Annotated in this window: 12 protein-coding genes; 3 read left to right on the top strand and 9 right to left on the bottom strand. The window is 41.8% G+C overall.

Annotation, left to right across the window (positions count from 1 at the left end; translation table 11 throughout):
• Positions 1–60: 60 nt before the first annotated feature.
• Positions 61–297 (bottom strand): YuzF family protein, encoded by a 237-nt coding sequence (locus AAYR28_RS14660; RefSeq protein WP_034282580.1) that lies wholly within the window; start codon positions 295–297, stop codon positions 61–63.
• 175 nt (positions 298–472) lie between these two features.
• On the opposite strand from AAYR28_RS14660, the gene AAYR28_RS14665 reads away from it, so the two are divergent.
• On the top strand, positions 473–1960 hold the full coding sequence (locus AAYR28_RS14665) for an esterase/lipase family protein (RefSeq protein WP_242025997.1): 1488 nt from the start codon (positions 473–475) through the stop codon (positions 1958–1960).
• Here the strand turns inward: AAYR28_RS14665 and AAYR28_RS14670 are convergent.
• From AAYR28_RS14670 to AAYR28_RS14705, 8 genes are all read right to left on the bottom strand, one after another.
• Positions 1957–2490: an HD domain-containing protein gene (locus AAYR28_RS14670; RefSeq protein ID WP_024423336.1), complete on the bottom strand. Its 534-nt coding sequence runs from the start codon at positions 2488–2490 to the stop codon at positions 1957–1959. The genes AAYR28_RS14665 and AAYR28_RS14670 overlap by 4 nt on opposite strands.
• 144 nt (positions 2491–2634) lie before the next feature.
• The gene (locus AAYR28_RS14675) at positions 2635–3378 is read right to left on the bottom strand and encodes a (S)-benzoin forming benzil reductase (protein WP_254001746.1); all 744 of its coding nucleotides are present in this window, start codon (positions 3376–3378) and stop codon (positions 2635–2637) included.
• A 99-nt stretch (positions 3379–3477) separates the two neighbouring features.
• Positions 3478–3963 carry a type VII secretion protein EssA gene (gene essA, locus AAYR28_RS14680; RefSeq protein ID WP_041115809.1) on the bottom strand — a complete coding sequence of 162 codons (486 nt, stop codon included), beginning with the start codon at positions 3961–3963 and terminating at the stop codon, positions 3478–3480.
• Positions 3953–6838, bottom strand: a complete 2886-nt coding sequence (gene esaA / locus AAYR28_RS14685; protein WP_120207608.1) for a type VII secretion protein EsaA — start codon at positions 6836–6838, stop codon at positions 3953–3955. Before esaA ends, essA begins: the two co-directional genes overlap by 11 nt.
• Positions 6835–11310 (bottom strand): type VII secretion protein EssC, encoded by a 4476-nt coding sequence (gene essC, locus AAYR28_RS14690; RefSeq protein WP_070325972.1) that lies wholly within the window; start codon positions 11308–11310, stop codon positions 6835–6837. Before essC ends, esaA begins: the two co-directional genes overlap by 4 nt.
• 51 nt (positions 11311–11361) lie before the next feature.
• Positions 11362–12672 carry a type VII secretion protein EssB gene (gene essB, locus AAYR28_RS14695; protein ID WP_041115803.1) on the bottom strand — a complete coding sequence of 437 codons (1311 nt, stop codon included), beginning with the start codon at positions 12670–12672 and terminating at the stop codon, positions 11362–11364.
• A gap of 14 nt (positions 12673–12686) precedes the next feature.
• The gene (locus tag AAYR28_RS14700; RefSeq protein ID WP_003213579.1) at positions 12687–12926 is read right to left on the bottom strand and encodes an EsaB/YukD family protein; all 240 of its coding nucleotides are present in this window, start codon (positions 12924–12926) and stop codon (positions 12687–12689) included.
• Between the two features lie 95 nt (positions 12927–13021).
• Positions 13022–13315, bottom strand: a complete 294-nt coding sequence (locus tag AAYR28_RS14705) for a WXG100 family type VII secretion target (protein WP_003213769.1) — start codon at positions 13313–13315, stop codon at positions 13022–13024.
• A 406-nt stretch (positions 13316–13721) separates the two neighbouring features.
• On the opposite strand from AAYR28_RS14705, the gene AAYR28_RS14710 reads away from it, so the two are divergent.
• Together AAYR28_RS14710 and ald are read left to right on the top strand one after the other, a co-directional pair.
• The gene (locus AAYR28_RS14710) at positions 13722–14951 is read left to right on the top strand and encodes a PucR family transcriptional regulator (RefSeq protein ID WP_034282592.1); all 1230 of its coding nucleotides are present in this window, start codon (positions 13722–13724) and stop codon (positions 14949–14951) included.
• 110 nt (positions 14952–15061) lie between these two features.
• Positions 15062–16198 carry an alanine dehydrogenase gene (gene ald / locus AAYR28_RS14715; RefSeq protein WP_065215222.1) on the top strand — a complete coding sequence of 379 codons (1137 nt, stop codon included), beginning with the start codon at positions 15062–15064 and terminating at the stop codon, positions 16196–16198.
• Positions 16199–16265: the final 67 nt, after the last annotated feature.

Consider the following 16265-nt stretch of genomic DNA (forward strand, 5'->3'; position numbering starts at 1 on the left):
ACTTTTTCCAGATATACATTCTATAAGCGTGAAAAAAGCAGACACCTTTGCGTCTGCTTGTTACACTCTTTCACTGTGATCAGGCATCACCGATACAATTTGCTGGATCCGCACATAAAAAACTGATTTTGTCCCCGCCTCAATGACAATATGATCCGGCATGACTTCCTTCAATTTTCCGCGCACTGTATCTTTCACTGTTTGAACAATCAATCTCATACCGATCACTTTCTGCAATGTTTGATAAACATATGGATCAACTAATGAAACAAGCTGCGGACTTCCTTGTTGTGCCATCCTACCTGCCCCTTTACTTGTGTATTTACCCACATCGTATGCAATGACCCATGTGAATGTCACTCAGGCAAACCTACAACTCAAATACCATATTTTAACATTTTATTTAATCTTACATCTTTTGGAAGTATAATAGATTGGTGCTGCCAACAACTTAAATCATTTGAAGAGGTGAATGATCTTGAAAAAACTCATCTGTCTCGCTGCTGTCATGCTCTTTTTTTCCTTTGCAAGTTATGCGTATGCAGGATCAATTGGAGATGAACCTGGGACACCAGGAAAGTGGTTTAAAGGAGAAGAGCCGGTTCAAAAAGACGAGTCAAAACCACCACTTGTTTTTGTTCACGGCATTAACAGCTCCTCCTCCACATGGTTCGACCGAAACGACATGGCAAAGCAAGCTGTTCTGAACGGATACGAAAGCGCATTCATAGATTTGTATCCAGATCAGGATACGAAAAAGAATGGCAAACTATTAGCAGAAAAGCTAAAAGAAATTTATGATGTGTTCGGTCGAAAACTTATTGTGATTGGTCATAGTAAAGGCGGGGTGGATACCCAGTCCGCACTCGTGTATCACGATGCCCATCCATATGTAGAGAAAGTCATCACACTCGGCTCCCCTCATTACGGGACGCCGCTGGCAGATTTAGCGTATAGCAAGGGCGGAAGCTGGCTCGCAGAAATTCTTGGACAAAAAAGCGACGCGCTCTATTCTTTGCAAACGGGGCTCATGGCGGCTTTTCGAAGTGAAACCGACAAGCTGGAGAAGTTTCCTCAAAAATACATCACGTATTCGGGATCGGAATGGGGAACATTTGGCGGGGTGCTGTACTTAGGCGGCATGTATTTAAAGAGCTTTGGCGCAAACGATGGCGCCGTCACAGTAAGCAGCACAAGACTATCATATGCAAACAATATTTTAACAGGGAAATGGGATCACAACTCCATTAAAAACGGCACAAGCATGTTCCCTGTGTTTCAGCATCAGCTGCTGGCAAATGCCGCAAGCGCTGAAAAAGAAAATAAAGAGAGCCCGAACTCTACTGAGCTGAATACAGATGTTTATGTGAAAGGCGGTGAAAGTGAAAAGGATAAAACAGAAGCGTTCTATGTAGAGGAAGGAACGAATGGCTTATCGATTCAGTGGTTAAATGAAAGGCATGAGGCGCGGCCGGAAATCATCGCCCCAAATGGAGACGTCTTAACAAATCTGAAGACATCGGAAGCATCTTTCCCATATGAAGGCGCATTTTCGCACCATGTGCAAATCAATAAACCCGTTCCTGGAAAATGGACGATTCGATCAAATTCAGGAAAAAAGGCTCCTTATTTGCTGCTCGTATCCTTTGATTCACCATTAAATGACGAAATCAAAGCAGAGGCAGCGAAATCAGGGGATGATGCATCGACCCATTCAAGCGGTCTGATTAAACGATTAAGCAAGAAAGTAGAAACCTTTTACTTTAAGGATGCCCAAAAAGATCATCCACTCAAAACAACTGCTTCATCCGCTGTTGAATTGAAAAAAGAAGGTGCTTATTCTGTCACGGTTCATTACACCGGACTCACTGCATCAGGTACATCTGCATTTAACCGTACCGTTATTCGCACATTGTATGTCGATCAGGATGGAAATATTCATGGAGACATTCCATACTAAACAGAGCGTTTCATAGGCTGAAGTGCCTGCTGCACTTTTTGATCCAATTCCGTGATTTTTTTCATTGCAAGTGACTCGTCTATTTGTCTGTAATGGTGATGTCCGCCAGGCTCTTCATCCATTTCATCTGCCTTCTTGACGATTTGCTGAAGTGTGTCTTTATGAAGGTCGCCCTCTGGCAAATATGAATCTGTATGAAGCAGAATCGCAAGCGCAATATCTTTGGCTGCCTTTGGTTCCTCACCGAGGCGTATGAGCAGTTTGTGAGCCCGCTCTGCGCCTTTAATGGCATGGATATCATTCCGTCTATATGTCTCGTAATCCCATTCTCCGCCAGCTGTATACCATTCATAGTGGCCGATGTCATGCAAGAGGGCTGCTTTCACAGCGAGATCTGGATTAATCCCAGCCTGCACCGCCAGTTTGAATGCGTGATAAGCACAAGCAATCGCATGGGCTTTTCCTGAACGATTTAAATATTTTTGAGCGACTGGATGGGTGTAAACATCCATTAATGTAACCTTTCTCATGGAAACCCCTCCTTATCTATATTTTTAGCATCCTAACATATTCTGAAAAGAAACTCAAATGTTCTGTTATATTTTCTATGAGTCTCAAGAACAGCTTATGTCAAATGAGCTGTTTTTGCTTGTACAATACGAAAAAAGCAGTCGTTATGACTGCTTTTTCACATACTCACGTGCATCGTAGACACATCCGCCAGCTGGATCATCCGCTAAAAGTTCGAGCAAAATACCTGCGACTTCATCTGGGCTCTTCAGCGTGCCTGTTTCATATAATTGCTGAAAACGGTCTATTTGTTCAAAGTCTTGTTTTGATGACTTCCGAATTTCCCCCTGCATATCTGTATCGATCGTGCCGGGTGAAAAGGAAAACGTGTTGATCGGATGCGCCTCGTCCTGCTGTTCCTCATGAAAAGTCCTCATAAACATATCGAGTCCTGCCTTTGAACTGCAATACGCACTCCAGCCTTTATATGGGTTTTTCGCCGCTCCAGAAGAAAGATGAACGATCGTTTTCTTTCCGTTAAATGATTGAGTCTGCTTAGCAAACATATGGCTCAGTAAAATAGGAATGACAAGATTCAGCTTGTAATGCTGATGAAGCGTATCCTGTCCGCCTTGTCCAACGCGCTTGATAGGTGTGACCATTCCTGCATTGTTGACAAGTAAGATGTCATCAGCATCTGCCAGAGTTTGCGGCGTGAGACTATCTTGAATCCATTTGGCCGCTGCTTCTTCATCGGTCAGATCAACCTGGGTATGTGTAAGCTTCGGATGGGATATCGGCGATGCACTTCTTGCTGCTGTGTACACATGATCCCCGCGTGAAAGCAGCCTGTTCACAAGTGCTAAGCCAAAGCCTTTTGATCCGCCTGTAACGATTGAAATTCGAATGACAATCTCCTCCCTTGATATCACTATTTTACGTAGTGAAACGGTATGACATCAAGCAATCTGCATAAAGAAAAGCCTGCCTCTATTAAAAGAGACAGACTATTTCTTTTCAGCCTTCACATTCACCTTTGGAATCAGGATAATCATCACAACGAGACCAAGGGCTATCAAGAAACCAAAGATCATCGGAAGCAGTGCCGATGTCTGCTTCTCATGATCATCCTCAGAAGGTGCTGATACAGCCGAATCACTAAAAGAGATATTCATCTCTTTCATCATACGAGCCGGTGTTTTGGGCGGGTTCTCCTTTAGATCACTAAAAAGCTGCGGAGAAAGAGATCCCCCCGGGGCTTTGGGCGGTTCAGCAAAATGAATGTCTGTTTTGATTTTTGACGTCGTTTTGCTTTGTTCGTATTTTGTTTGATCCCTCAATATACTCGAGTTAATATTAAGTTCCTTTTCCTGATATTCATTCGGCTTGACATTCGTATCCGTATCTTCACCAGCAGCGAAAGCAGCAGGGATGAGGAGAAAAAGGGAAACGGCAACGAGTGCCGCCCCTTTCACGAATAGATTAAGCTTCATGAGTCACATCACGTTCCTCTGTTTTATCTTTCCATAGCTTTTTCACAAGCGGTACGACCATGAAAAGGACAGTTAAAATCACTAACCCTGTGACGCCCATTCCAAAGGTGTCTCCATTTCCATATTGGATCGACAGGTACACGTCTGTCACTGGATTGGTAAAGTGGAAATTCGGCATCACCAAATCAATTAACGGTGCGACAAAGAAGAAAATCAGTGCCGTTGCTGCCATCCATCCGGCAATGGAACCGAAAAGGAAGGCCGTGCGAATAAAGGCAGAGCACGCCACTAACAACAAAATGGTGAAGATCGACCATTGAATGGCTTGATCATCTGCAAGTTTGTAAATGTTCAGTCCAAACAAGCTGATCATGAGTCCGACTAATAGATTCAAGATGCCAAACAGTGCACCTTTGACCAGCATCGGAGCTGACGCATAATACGAGCTGAAAAAGCCAATTAACAAACTGCTGATCATCACAATGACCAAAATGACGACCGGCGGTACAGTCTGCGTTTTTTCTTCCGGCACATCGCCGCTGATTTTCAGCGGATTGGCTAAATGGTTATACACATAGTTGCTGTTGCCTTGATCACTTAATGTATTTCCTAAAATACCCTTTAAATCTTGCTGAACAAGTTTCGTAGAATCGACATTCTTGCTCCAGTTTTCATTCAGCGTATCTGCTTTATCTTGAACTGTTGTGACACTCTCTTCAATGTTATTCGTATAATCCGCCACCCCTTTTTGGCGGTCGGTTAACGAACTCATATTTTCAGAAAGACGAAGCACTTCCTGACCAATTGAATCCTGTGCACTGACAACAATTGAACTGCCTGCAAGGTCTGCTGTATACACCGCATCTCCTTGATCAGCCATTTGCTCAGCTACATTGTCCGCACTTTCAGAAATTGTTTGTAATTCCTGTTCCATGCTTGCCTGCTGAGTCGTAATGTACTCCGCATAACCATCTGAAAATTTCTGCATCTCATCAATAAAAGTAGACACATCATCGTTTGATGTCAGCATTTGGTTTTTGAGCTTATCCCAGTTTTCTGTTTCTTCTTTTTTGATGGAGAGGATGGATTTAATCTCATCTCCTTTTGTGTCTATTAGAGAAGAGTTATTTGGTGGTTCGTATAAGTCACCAAGCATCATTTCTAGTTGAGAGAGTTGATTGGAATACTCCATTAAATTCTTAGTGTTTATTGTCTTCACTTCAAATTTCTTCTTAAAAAGATCATCATCTAAGAGATTACTAATCGGTGAATTTCTTTGCTGCAGATTTTTCACTTTGCTTAAAATAGCCGCTTCCTGATTTTTGATTTCGTTCGGCATCACATTATATCGATTTATGATCTTTTCAAGTTTATCTATTTTATCAGAAAGGTCCTTAAGCTCTTTATTTATCTGACTCACTTTGTCTTTCAATTCGTCATTATGAGCGGCAGCTTTTTCTTGAATTTTCTTTTTCACTTCATCTAAACGAGTCGAGAGTGCTTTTAGATCTTCTTGCGACTGATTCGTGTTTCCGGAATCCGGCTGAGCAGGATTTTCACCGTTGTCCACCTCTTTATCACCTTCAATAGAAGGTGGCGTCTCCTGATCTGCTAATTGATCGGCGAGATCGTTCATTTCTGTTGAAATTTGCGAGAGTTCATTTGTTTCTTCATCTAAATTAATCCCAATCTCTTCAGGGTTTTCCTTATCTTGATCTGATGGTCCGTCATTGCTGGAGTCATCTGGCTTTTCAGTTTCAGCTAAAATCTGCTCCCTTTTTTCTTTTAAATTATTTTGCAAGGTTTTCATCTTATTTTTATAGTAGTCCAGATACCGCTCTTCATAGTTTTTAATCAGTTCCTTCTGAGACGCTATCACAAGTTCCTTTAACCCCGTGGATTGCTTAGGAATAACGTCTTCTCTCGACTTTTGAACAGATTGGATGGCGCTGTCCGTTGTTTTCAGCTGACTTTGTACCCCGTTGATGTCTGTTTTGAGTCCGCCCATTTGATCACTAAAGCTGCGGGCATTTTGGTTTTGAATGTCAGCGAGCTGTTTGAGCCCTTGCTGGATTTGCTTTTGGCTTGCTGATTGCGCTTTGATCAAGAGATCCTTTTGTTTATCTTGATACTGCTGGTATTGATCGACTGCTTTCACAAAGTCCTTTAATTGGTTCTTTGCTTCTTCTGTTGTACTCAAGCCGTCTTTATATTGTTTCTGTGAATCGGCCATCGCATTTTTTAATTCTTCTATTTGTTTCTTCTGCTGCTGGACGGCATCTGATAGTTTGTTTGAGTTCGGTTTATAGAAGTTGTACATCGTGTTTTGGAATTCGACTTCTTTGCCGACAATATGCTCAAACTCTTCTCTTACATTGCCGATTTCCTGTGATACAAAACTCCAGTATAGCGTCGACATCTGTTCATTCATTTTCTTTTGTGCATTTTCCAGCTCTCTTTGCACTTTCTCTTTATTGACTGCATTGAGCTGGTCTTGAATTGAAAATTGAATGGACGCCTTTTCAGGATGGTCTTTATCATAGCTCAGCACATTTTTAGAGAAATCAGACGGAATATAAAGGACAGCGTCATATTTTCTGTTTTTCAGTCCATTTTCCGCCGCACTGCGATTCACTACAGTCCATGTATAATCAGGACGCTCTGACAATGCTGCCACAACATCCTGTCCGAAACGAGCCGTGTTTTCACTTTCGCTCGCTCCCATATCCTCATTGACCACTGCAATATTTCGTGTGGCATTCTTCTTCTGTTTTGCCGGGTCATCTCCAATCAGATGGAAAAATAAAACCGGCAGCACAAGAATCAATATCATGGTGGATACGATTTTGATGGAGCTTTTTAGCTGCTCTGTCATTGAACACTCTTCCTTTCTACCGCACATAAAGGAACCTGGATTTTCTTCTCTTTTCCGTTTTCAACCAAATACCCGAAGCCTGGCTGAATCTCTGGTTCTTGTCTTGCATACGGAAGCGGTATGATGTTTTGCTCTGATTTTTTCATGAGTAACATAGCATGACGAACTTGTTTGATTTCGTTTGTGAGTGCATCATAGCCCTTACTGAACTCGGTATGATTCCCTGATGCAATCAGGCTGAAGCCTAAGTGTGCATATGACTTCATGAAATCAGCTAATTGATCTTGAAGACGCGGATCGATCGTCTGCTGAAAACGCGTAATGCCATCAATCACAAGCACAATTTGAGGAAATGACAGCTGATCGGTCTCCCCTTGGCGCACAGCTTCGACATACATTTCTTCCCGCACCTTGAATATGCGGTCCATTTCTTCTGCCCATTCGGTGATATCATCTTTTGTTTCAAGGTAATCAATGTTCTCTTCTTTTGCATAATGGGATAGACCTCGATCAATTGAATCAAAGACAGCCAGCTTTTCAGGCTTTGCCACTAAAAGCTGATCGAGCATCAGTTTTGTCACATTTGTTTTCCCGCGCTGCGTTTGACCGATGATGAGACAATGTTTATTCTTTTTCAAGTCAAAATAAACAGGTGCCACAGATTCCTCATCTAATCCGACTGGAATGTCATAAGGCGGTTTTTGTTCATCTAAACGACTCTCAAGCTCCCAAACTGTCAGCTTATCAGGAAGCATTGGCACAGGCTTTGGTTTTTCGGATGCTTCAAAGCGGTCATGAAGAAGCTGTATCTCTTGTTTCAAATGCTCAAACAATTCGAGATCGTTCTCTCCTTCAACTGGCAGAAACATTTGCGCAAAATAAAGCTCTTCTTTGTTAATAATGACTCGTCCTGGGATCGGCTCTAAGCTGAATTTCGGTCTGCCAATAATCGAGTACGCCTCTCCTTGATCCATTAAGTAATGGACAATCTTTGTTTTCAAATTGTTCATCAGCGATTGACGCACTGCATTTACCCGGGTTGCTGTAATCAAGAAGTATATACCTAGTGATTGTCCGTCACGGCTCAGCTGAATAAATTCAGATTCGAGATCATGCATTTCGTCTTTGACAATGTCAAAGTTGTCAATCACGATAAAAATGAATGGAAGCTTTTTCTCATTTAAGGCGTTGTACATTTTGATATGACTCATTTCTTGCTGTCTAAATAACCGCTTGCGATATTCAACCTCTTCCCGCAGACGCTTCATTGATTTTTGGATCTTTCTCATCTGATCCATTAAGAAATAATCCGCCGTATGCGGCAGTTTGGCTAACGGAAGCAATGTTCCGTTTCCGAAATCATAAATATATGCGTGCCATTCTTCAGGTGAATACCTCTCCGCAAAGCTCATCAGCAGTGTTGTAGCAGCAAGTGATTTGCCGTAGCCGGAGGAACCGAAGATGCCAATGTTCCCATCTTCCATCATTTGATAAGAAAGTGGATGCTGGCTTTGCTGATCTGGTTCATCAACAAGCGCAAAATGGAAGACATGCTCTTCACTCGACGCATAACGCGTTTTTGGAATCCGTTCTTCAAGCGGTGGAAGCCATGGACTTGGCAGCTTCTCAATTCCAAGCTCCTGCTGCATACGTTCAATTTCATCCACGACAGCGGAAATCTCCGTCACTGTCTCTTTTTTCACTGCTGGCTCTGTGCTTACCCCTGATAACGGAATAAGACCAGTATCTGTCACAATGGCAATGTCATCTTCTGAGCCGTAGCCATCTTCCATATATGGTGCACCGCTCCAAGCCGATTGGAACAATTCATAAATTTCATTGTTGCCCACTTGTAAATAACCGCGGCCTGTGACCGTAATGGACGCTGCATCACTATTTTTCAAAATTTCCTTACTGTCTGACGCATCTTGTACTTTTAGTGCGACCTTAAAACGGGAGTTACTCCAAATCTGGTCATCAATGACCCCGCCTGGCTTTTGGGTAGCCAAAATGAGATGGACCCCAAGGCTTCGGCCGATACGTGCAGCGCTGACAAGCTCCCTAATAAAGTCTGGCTCTTCACTTTTTAATTCAGCAAACTCATCAGAGATTAAGAACAAGTGAGGCATTGCCTGCTCAGCCTTTTTCTCCTTGTAGAGCTTCGTATAATCATTGATGTGATTCACATGATACTGATCAAACAGCCGCTGCCTTTTCTTCAATTCACTTTTAATTGAGGCAAGCGCTCTTTCACTAAAGTTCTTGCTGCCTTCAATATTGGTGATCGTTCCAAGTAAATGAGGAATATTTCGAAACGGCTGCGCCATTCCGCCTCCTTTATAGTCAATCAACAGAAAAGCAACTTCATGCGGGTGAAAATGTACAGCGAGCGATAAAATATACGTCTGTAAAAATTCACTTTTCCCTGATCCCGTTGTCCCCGCCAACAGTCCGTGCGGGCCGTGCGCTTTTTCATGCAGGTTCAGATCGACAATGTCGTTTTTCCCCTTATAACCAATTGGCACTGATAATGATTTGGCCGTTTCTGAAGTCAGCCATTTTTCACGAATGCCAATGTCATCTACCTGTTTAGCATGGAAAAGATCAAGGAATGAGACCGTCTCAGGAATCGAATTGGTCATACCAACTTGATGATCCAATGTTCTCAGTGTTCTGGCAAACAGTTCATTGTCGCCGCGCTGATGTGTATCAAGCTGAAACGGAATTCGTACTGCCTTCTTGTGCTGAATGAGAATATCTCCTTCTTCTTCGTTAATATAACGGACAAGCGTCGAAATATTTTCAGCTAAGCTTTCCTTTGTTTCTGCTGCAAAGATGATGGAGATACCAAGATCTGTCCGGCTGCCTTCTAGGTATTCTAAAATCACATGCTCGGCAATGAGCTCATGATTTGTCACAATGAACACAAAATGAGGCGTAAAGATTTTCTTCTCTTTTTCTTCTTCTAAATCACGCTCGCGTAAAATTTCATAAATCGAGGACAACAGCTGATCGCGTGTTTGTTCGTTGTAAATAAACCCTTTGCCATATGTATGAGGCAGCTGGAAGTGCGGAAGCCATTTCATCCATTCCCAATTCTCATACTCCTGCTCATGAAAGATAAAGACAAATCTTAAATCGTGATAGCTGTGCGAGAAAGCAAGCTGTCCGACAAGCTGATGAAGCTCATTTTTCACAATCGCAGGCTTCCCAATTAATCCTGTTGGACCATCCGCAAGACCGAATGTAATTGGGACATTCTTCACTTCACGATATACTTTTTGCATGTGCTGCGTTTGTTCCATTAAGTCATCAACATCTCGATTGGCCATATCGCCGCCGCTCATCGATAATTCATAGCTTGATGGGACTGCGCCTGTTCCAAGACGCAGGTGCAAGAAGTCGTCACTCACAAGCGTCTTTTCCCAAATGCGTCCGCTGATTTCTGATGTTAAATACTTCATTTGTTCAAATGACGGATAATGATACGTCAAAATATATTGCTGGCGGTCATACAGCTCCTGCAGCTCTTTCCGCTTATTTTCTAAATAAAGAGAGTAGACTCGCTGCCGCTTCTCTTCTCGTCTTTTGCGCTGTGATTTTTCCTTAAAGTATTGAACGGACGATGTAATTAACGTCATGATAAACATCGCCATCGACACGATAATAAAGATTCCGCGCGGCTGGATTAGGGCAACAATCCCCATCACAAGGAGCATCACAAGCGGCGGAAGGACAACAAGCCAAAGCCCTCTGCTGTTATTTTCACTCTCCTGCGAAGGAAAGCTAAAGGATACCCTGTCATCTGGCAAATCATAAATCAAACGCGGTGTACGTCTGTATGAAGGGTATTTTTGTTTTGTTTCCGTACTTGGCGGTCTTGTTTTTTCCAAACGTGTATGAAAAGGTTCGTAAGCTGTCACCTGTAATAAATCATCGTCTTTAAATGTCACCGTCAGAAAGTTCCAGAACAGCTCATCTCCTGCATATACCTTCTCTGGACCGTGAATTTTCTTTCCGTTCACGTAAATCTTCTCGTCTTGAGGCATGACATACCATGTTCCTTCAATTTTCTCTAAAGTGAACTGGCTGGCATCTTGAAACATGGAATGGGCTTGTTCTTTCCACACATCTATCTCATCTTTCTCTTCACGTGAAAAAGACAGCTCCACTCTATTTCCTAGGTAATAAATATGTTGATCATGATGTGCATCCATTAAAATAAGTGTAAGTGAACCAAGCTGATATGGTTCATGTGGAAGTAATTTGCCCTTTTTCTCATCTCCCTGATAAATATAAAAACCATCATTCGGTTCTTCAGGAGATAAACGAATGACCCCTTCATCAAACGAAAGTGAAGGGATTGTCACCGTATGCTCTATTTCAGGTCCTATCAGAGCTTCTCGATTGAACTGCTCATCTAAACGGACAGTTTGATAATCCTCCTCATAAAAAACCCAAAGAAGACTCAAACGCTCCACCTCCTCATGGGACAGCACCAACTGTCAGTTGTATCGAAAGAATTATTTTTTCTCATCTTTTTTCGTCTGAGAGGTTTTCTTTTTCGCTTCAGATTCTTTCTCTTTTTTCTCTTGATCGGCTTTTGACTCTTTTTGTTCAGCTGTTTCATCTGTTTGGCTTGCGTCTGAGGAGTCACTTGTGCTTGTCTCGGTTGTTTCTTTTTCTTCATATTTCGCCATTTCCTTAATGATCGGATCTAGCTGTTTTTGTTTTTCTTCAGCAGAAAGGCTGTCATCGTTTTGAATTTCATTGCGGTAGGCGACAAGTGCCGTAAATATGTACCTGTCGTCTCCAAGTACCCGTGCAATATCAAGTGCTTCCTTGCTATTCCCTTGTCCAATATGAATCCAAAAAAGGAAATATTGCGGATCTGTCTGCAATGTGTACGTTTCTGTGATTTCTTTTTTATGCTGATCAAGCAACAGACTGCCTTGGTTCGTTTGTACATACGAAATGGCCAGTTCATATTGAAGAGAGACTGGCATTTGATTGGCTGGATATTTCTCTAACGTATCCACCACTTGACTGTACTGCTTGTTGAGATAATATTTGTTTGCCTCGACGTACGCTTCTTGTTTTGGCATGGCAAAAAAGAAGGTGTAAATGGTGTACACCAATGCAGGGATTAACAGGACAAGCAGACCTAGTCCGATGTATCGCTCGATCTTCCATTTCTTTTTAGGTATGGTTAAGAGCGTTTTTTCTTTCGCATCGATTGCTTTGATCTTTTGCTCAATCAAAGCTGACAATTCTTCCAGCGACTTCGTTTCACTAATTTCTTTTGCCAGCTCAGATAATTTCAACGTTTCATTGTAAGCCGCATATTCTTGAAATTGATATTCATGGTCGACCACTCGAAGAACAACAGCCTTGACCTCTTTTAACAGGCGATACTCATCGGTTTCATATGGCGGAATGCTTTCTTTAACCCCATAATGCAAAAATGCAGGAGCTAAGCCTTGATGAAAAACAATGTTTTCAGGAGAAACAATAGGATGCAGCCGTTTCACATCGTGTTTAAGAACTGCATCGACAAGCTGGTATGAAAAAATCCATTTGCTTTTTTCATCCTTTGCATGGATGAAACGAAATTCCTGATAGGCAGGAGGCGGTTGTATAGAAATGATGACCTCATCTTCAGTTAATTGAATCTCTTTCTGAAATGAAGGATTGATGTCTTTGATCGGTGCCGCTTCTAAACCGTCTAAGAGTTTAATCGTCTCTTTTTGAAAAATAAAGGTATAGGTGCCTCCCTCTTTTTTCATGACTGCTTCTAATTGTTCTTCTAAATAGGAACTCTTTTTATCTGCCATTTACAAAAGTCCTTTCATAGTATTTCCAGCCTGTCTCCTGTGGTAATTCCACAGTCTGACAGCTTATATTCGCCTGAAAACACAGCTTTCTTATTGACTACTCGCACCCATCCGCCTTCCCTCTTTGGAAGTGAGATTTGTTTTGCCTGCCAGGCGATATGGATGACTTGTTTAATATGTAAATAATTTGATAGTCTCAAATCAAACACACTGCCATCATAATTTTTTAAGTCGATGGTAATATCGATATACACAAATTTCCACCTCACAAAATAGAAAGAGCGCCGGCATCCATTGACAGACTCGGCGCTTTTTCTGCATTTCACACTTAGAAAGGAAATCCCTTTGATTAGCCGCGGATTTGGCTTGCGATGTCTTGGTCAGTGCTTTCAAGTGTATTTGCCGTTTGATCAAGCTGATTGCTGACATCTGTTAATAGATCAGACATTTTGATAAATGAAGGCTTAAGCTGCTCGTACTGATCAGCAAATGCTTCACTAGAAGCACCTTCCCACATTCCTTTTAAATCAGAGATCATTCTATTTAGACGATCAACTTGGTTTAACACTTCTTGACTTTCAACACCATATTGCTTAGCGGTCGCTCTTAGTTCTTCTGGGGTTACGCGAATAATTCCTGACATATTCCTCATTACCTCCCGTGCATAGCCGCCATATAATGGGCTAATCCACTTATTTTTTGACGTTATTATTATAAAAACAGAAATGATACACAGTCAAACAAATCTGTTTTTATTTTACAAAATGAGTCTATAGAATTACTGTTTTTTCGCTTTTTATCTAGTATTTAACAGTTTTTTGGTCATATATTCTTAATAAGTATGCACCTGCTTCGGTGGACCTTTCCGCCTATTGATTTTTTACTACGTTATTATTGTACTATTTCTTTTTCAGCGTGCTTCAACATCCATTTGCTTGCTTCTCACACTTTTTGTTTTTTTAAGTTTATGGCAGTTTTTTGTTGATTTACGTACCTCATTCTCTTCATAATGTAAGTACGTGAAATATTCGAAAAAGCAGGGGTTTTTTATGACAAAAAAGACAGATCCGTTTAAGTATAGTCTTGATCGTTTAGAGGATGTGGCAGACCAAATTAGTGATGTGCTCAATTGCCCTATTACTATAGAAGATACTCATCATCGATTATTGGCATATAGCACACACAATGATTTTACTGATCCCGCCAGAACTTCAACCATTATCTCCCGCCGAGTACCGGAAAAAGTCATTAATCGGCTTTGGAAGGACGGCATCATTCCTACACTCCTTAAAACAGACGAACCGCTTCGTGTCCCTCAAATTGCAGAGGTGGGTTTATCTAGCAGGGTCGCCATTTCGATCTGGAAGGACAAAGAAGTGCTCGGATTTATTTGGGCGATTGAATCCGCACAGCCTTTTTCAGAAGAAGAAATGGACCTTCTCAAAATGGCAGCGCATGCCGTGAAAAACAAATTACTCAATTTACAAATTCGAAAAACGAAAACAGAAGAACGTAATCAGGAGCTTTTCTGGAAGATGCTCACGGGTCATATTCATGAAAAGGATGAGATGCTTGACCTATTTTTAAGGCTTGGCATCAGATGTCCAGACACATATGCCATCATCATCTTCCGTCTTCGTGACGAACTCACAGAGGAGACAGAAAAAAAGCTGTCCTATCTGCTTGAAACAACACAGCAAGTACAGGTACTGTTAACGACTGTTGATTTTCACGAATTCATTATTCTTGTCTCACCAAAAACAGAACATCCGCTTCAAGATATTAAGCAATTCACAAGCGGCATGCTGCAGCAGCTTGCGGACCGGTATCATATTCAGCATGTTCAGGCAGCAATTGGAGGAATTTACGATAACATCTCTCATATTCAGCCTTCCTATAAAGAAGCACTGGCTGTATTAAAAACGAAAGAACGCTTTCCAGTTGAAACAGAACGTTTAAACAGCTTTTCTGAACTAGGCATTTATCAATATCTTGATGTGCTTGCTGAGAAGCGAAAGGGATCTTCTTACTCTAGTTACTCTTTATCAAAGCTGGAGGATTACGACCTAAGGCATCATTCCAACCTTGTCGAAACCCTTGAGCGGTTTATTGACTGTGACAGCAATGCCAATATTGCCGCAAAGCAATTAAACATCCACATCAATACCTTAAATTATCGATTAAAACGGATTACAGACATCGCAGAAATTGATTTAAAAAACATGAATGAGAAAATGACCATCTACCTTGATATGAAGCTAAAAAACGTCCATTTGTGAAATTTCACAAAGAGGCGTTTTTTTATTTTTTATTTCAACCGAAGAATTTTCTAAACTTTCCGGATACACTAGACATACAATATCAATAGATAAGCATAGGAGGAATAAACATGATCATCGGCATTCCGAAAGAAATTAAGAACAATGAAAACCGAGTGGCTTTAACACCAGGAGCAGCTTCTCAATTGCTTTCAGCTGGACATCAGATTTTAATTGAAACAAACGCTGGTTTTGGAAGCGGATTCACTGATGACGATTATGTATCTGTTGGTGCAGAGATTCTTGATCAAGCGAAAGATGTATGGGCATCTTCTGATATGATCATGAAAGTAAAAGAACCATTACCTGAGGAATATCCTTATTTCAGAGAAGGACTCATCTTATTTACGTACCTGCATCTAGCCGCAGAGCCCTCCTTGGCTGAAGCATTAAAACAAAAAGGCGTTACAGCCATTGCTTACGAAACAGTAACGGACGGAAAATCACTCCCTCTTCTCACACCTATGTCTGAAGTAGCAGGCAGAATGGCCGCTCAAATTGGTGCACAATTTTTAGAAAAGCCAAAAGGCGGAAAAGGTATTTTACTTGCAGGGGTACCAGGGGTATCAAGAGGAAAGGTCACCATTATTGGCGGCGGTGTTGTTGGAACAAACGCAGCGAAAATGGCGATCGGACTTGGCGCAGATGTCACCCTGATTGATGTAAACGCAGAACGCCTGCGTCAGCTGGACGACCAATTTGGCCATCAAATGAAAACGTTAATGTCCAATCCTGTCAACATTGCAGATTCAGTCAGTGAAGCTGATCTTCTCATTTGTGCTGTGCTGATTCCTGGTGCCAAAGCACCGACGCTAGTGACAGAAGAAATGGTGAAACAAATGAAGCCTGGTTCTGTCATTGTGGATGTAGCGATTGATCAAGGCGGCATTGTCGAAACCATTGATCATATCACAACCCATGACCAGCCTACTTATGAAAAACATGGCATATTACACTATGCTGTCGCCAACATGCCAGGCGCCGTTCCGCGGACATCAACTGTTGCGTTAACGAATGTCACTGTTCCATATGCGCTGCAAATTGCGAATAAAGGCGCTGCAAAAGCCATTAGAGAAAACAATGCCATCGCAGAAGGTGTCAATGTCATGAACGGACATATCACGTACGAAGCGGTCGCTCGTGATCTCGGCTATAATTACGTACCTGTCAGCAAAGCCATCGATGCCACTTTTATGACCGAAGCTTAATCAGCTACCCGCCCTATTGATGGGCGGGTTTTATTGTTAACCTAAAATAAAAACAAGTTGACAAAAA

The organism is Bacillus safensis (genome assembly GCF_039619585.1).
GTDB lineage: Bacteria > Bacillota > Bacilli > Bacillales > Bacillaceae > Bacillus > Bacillus safensis.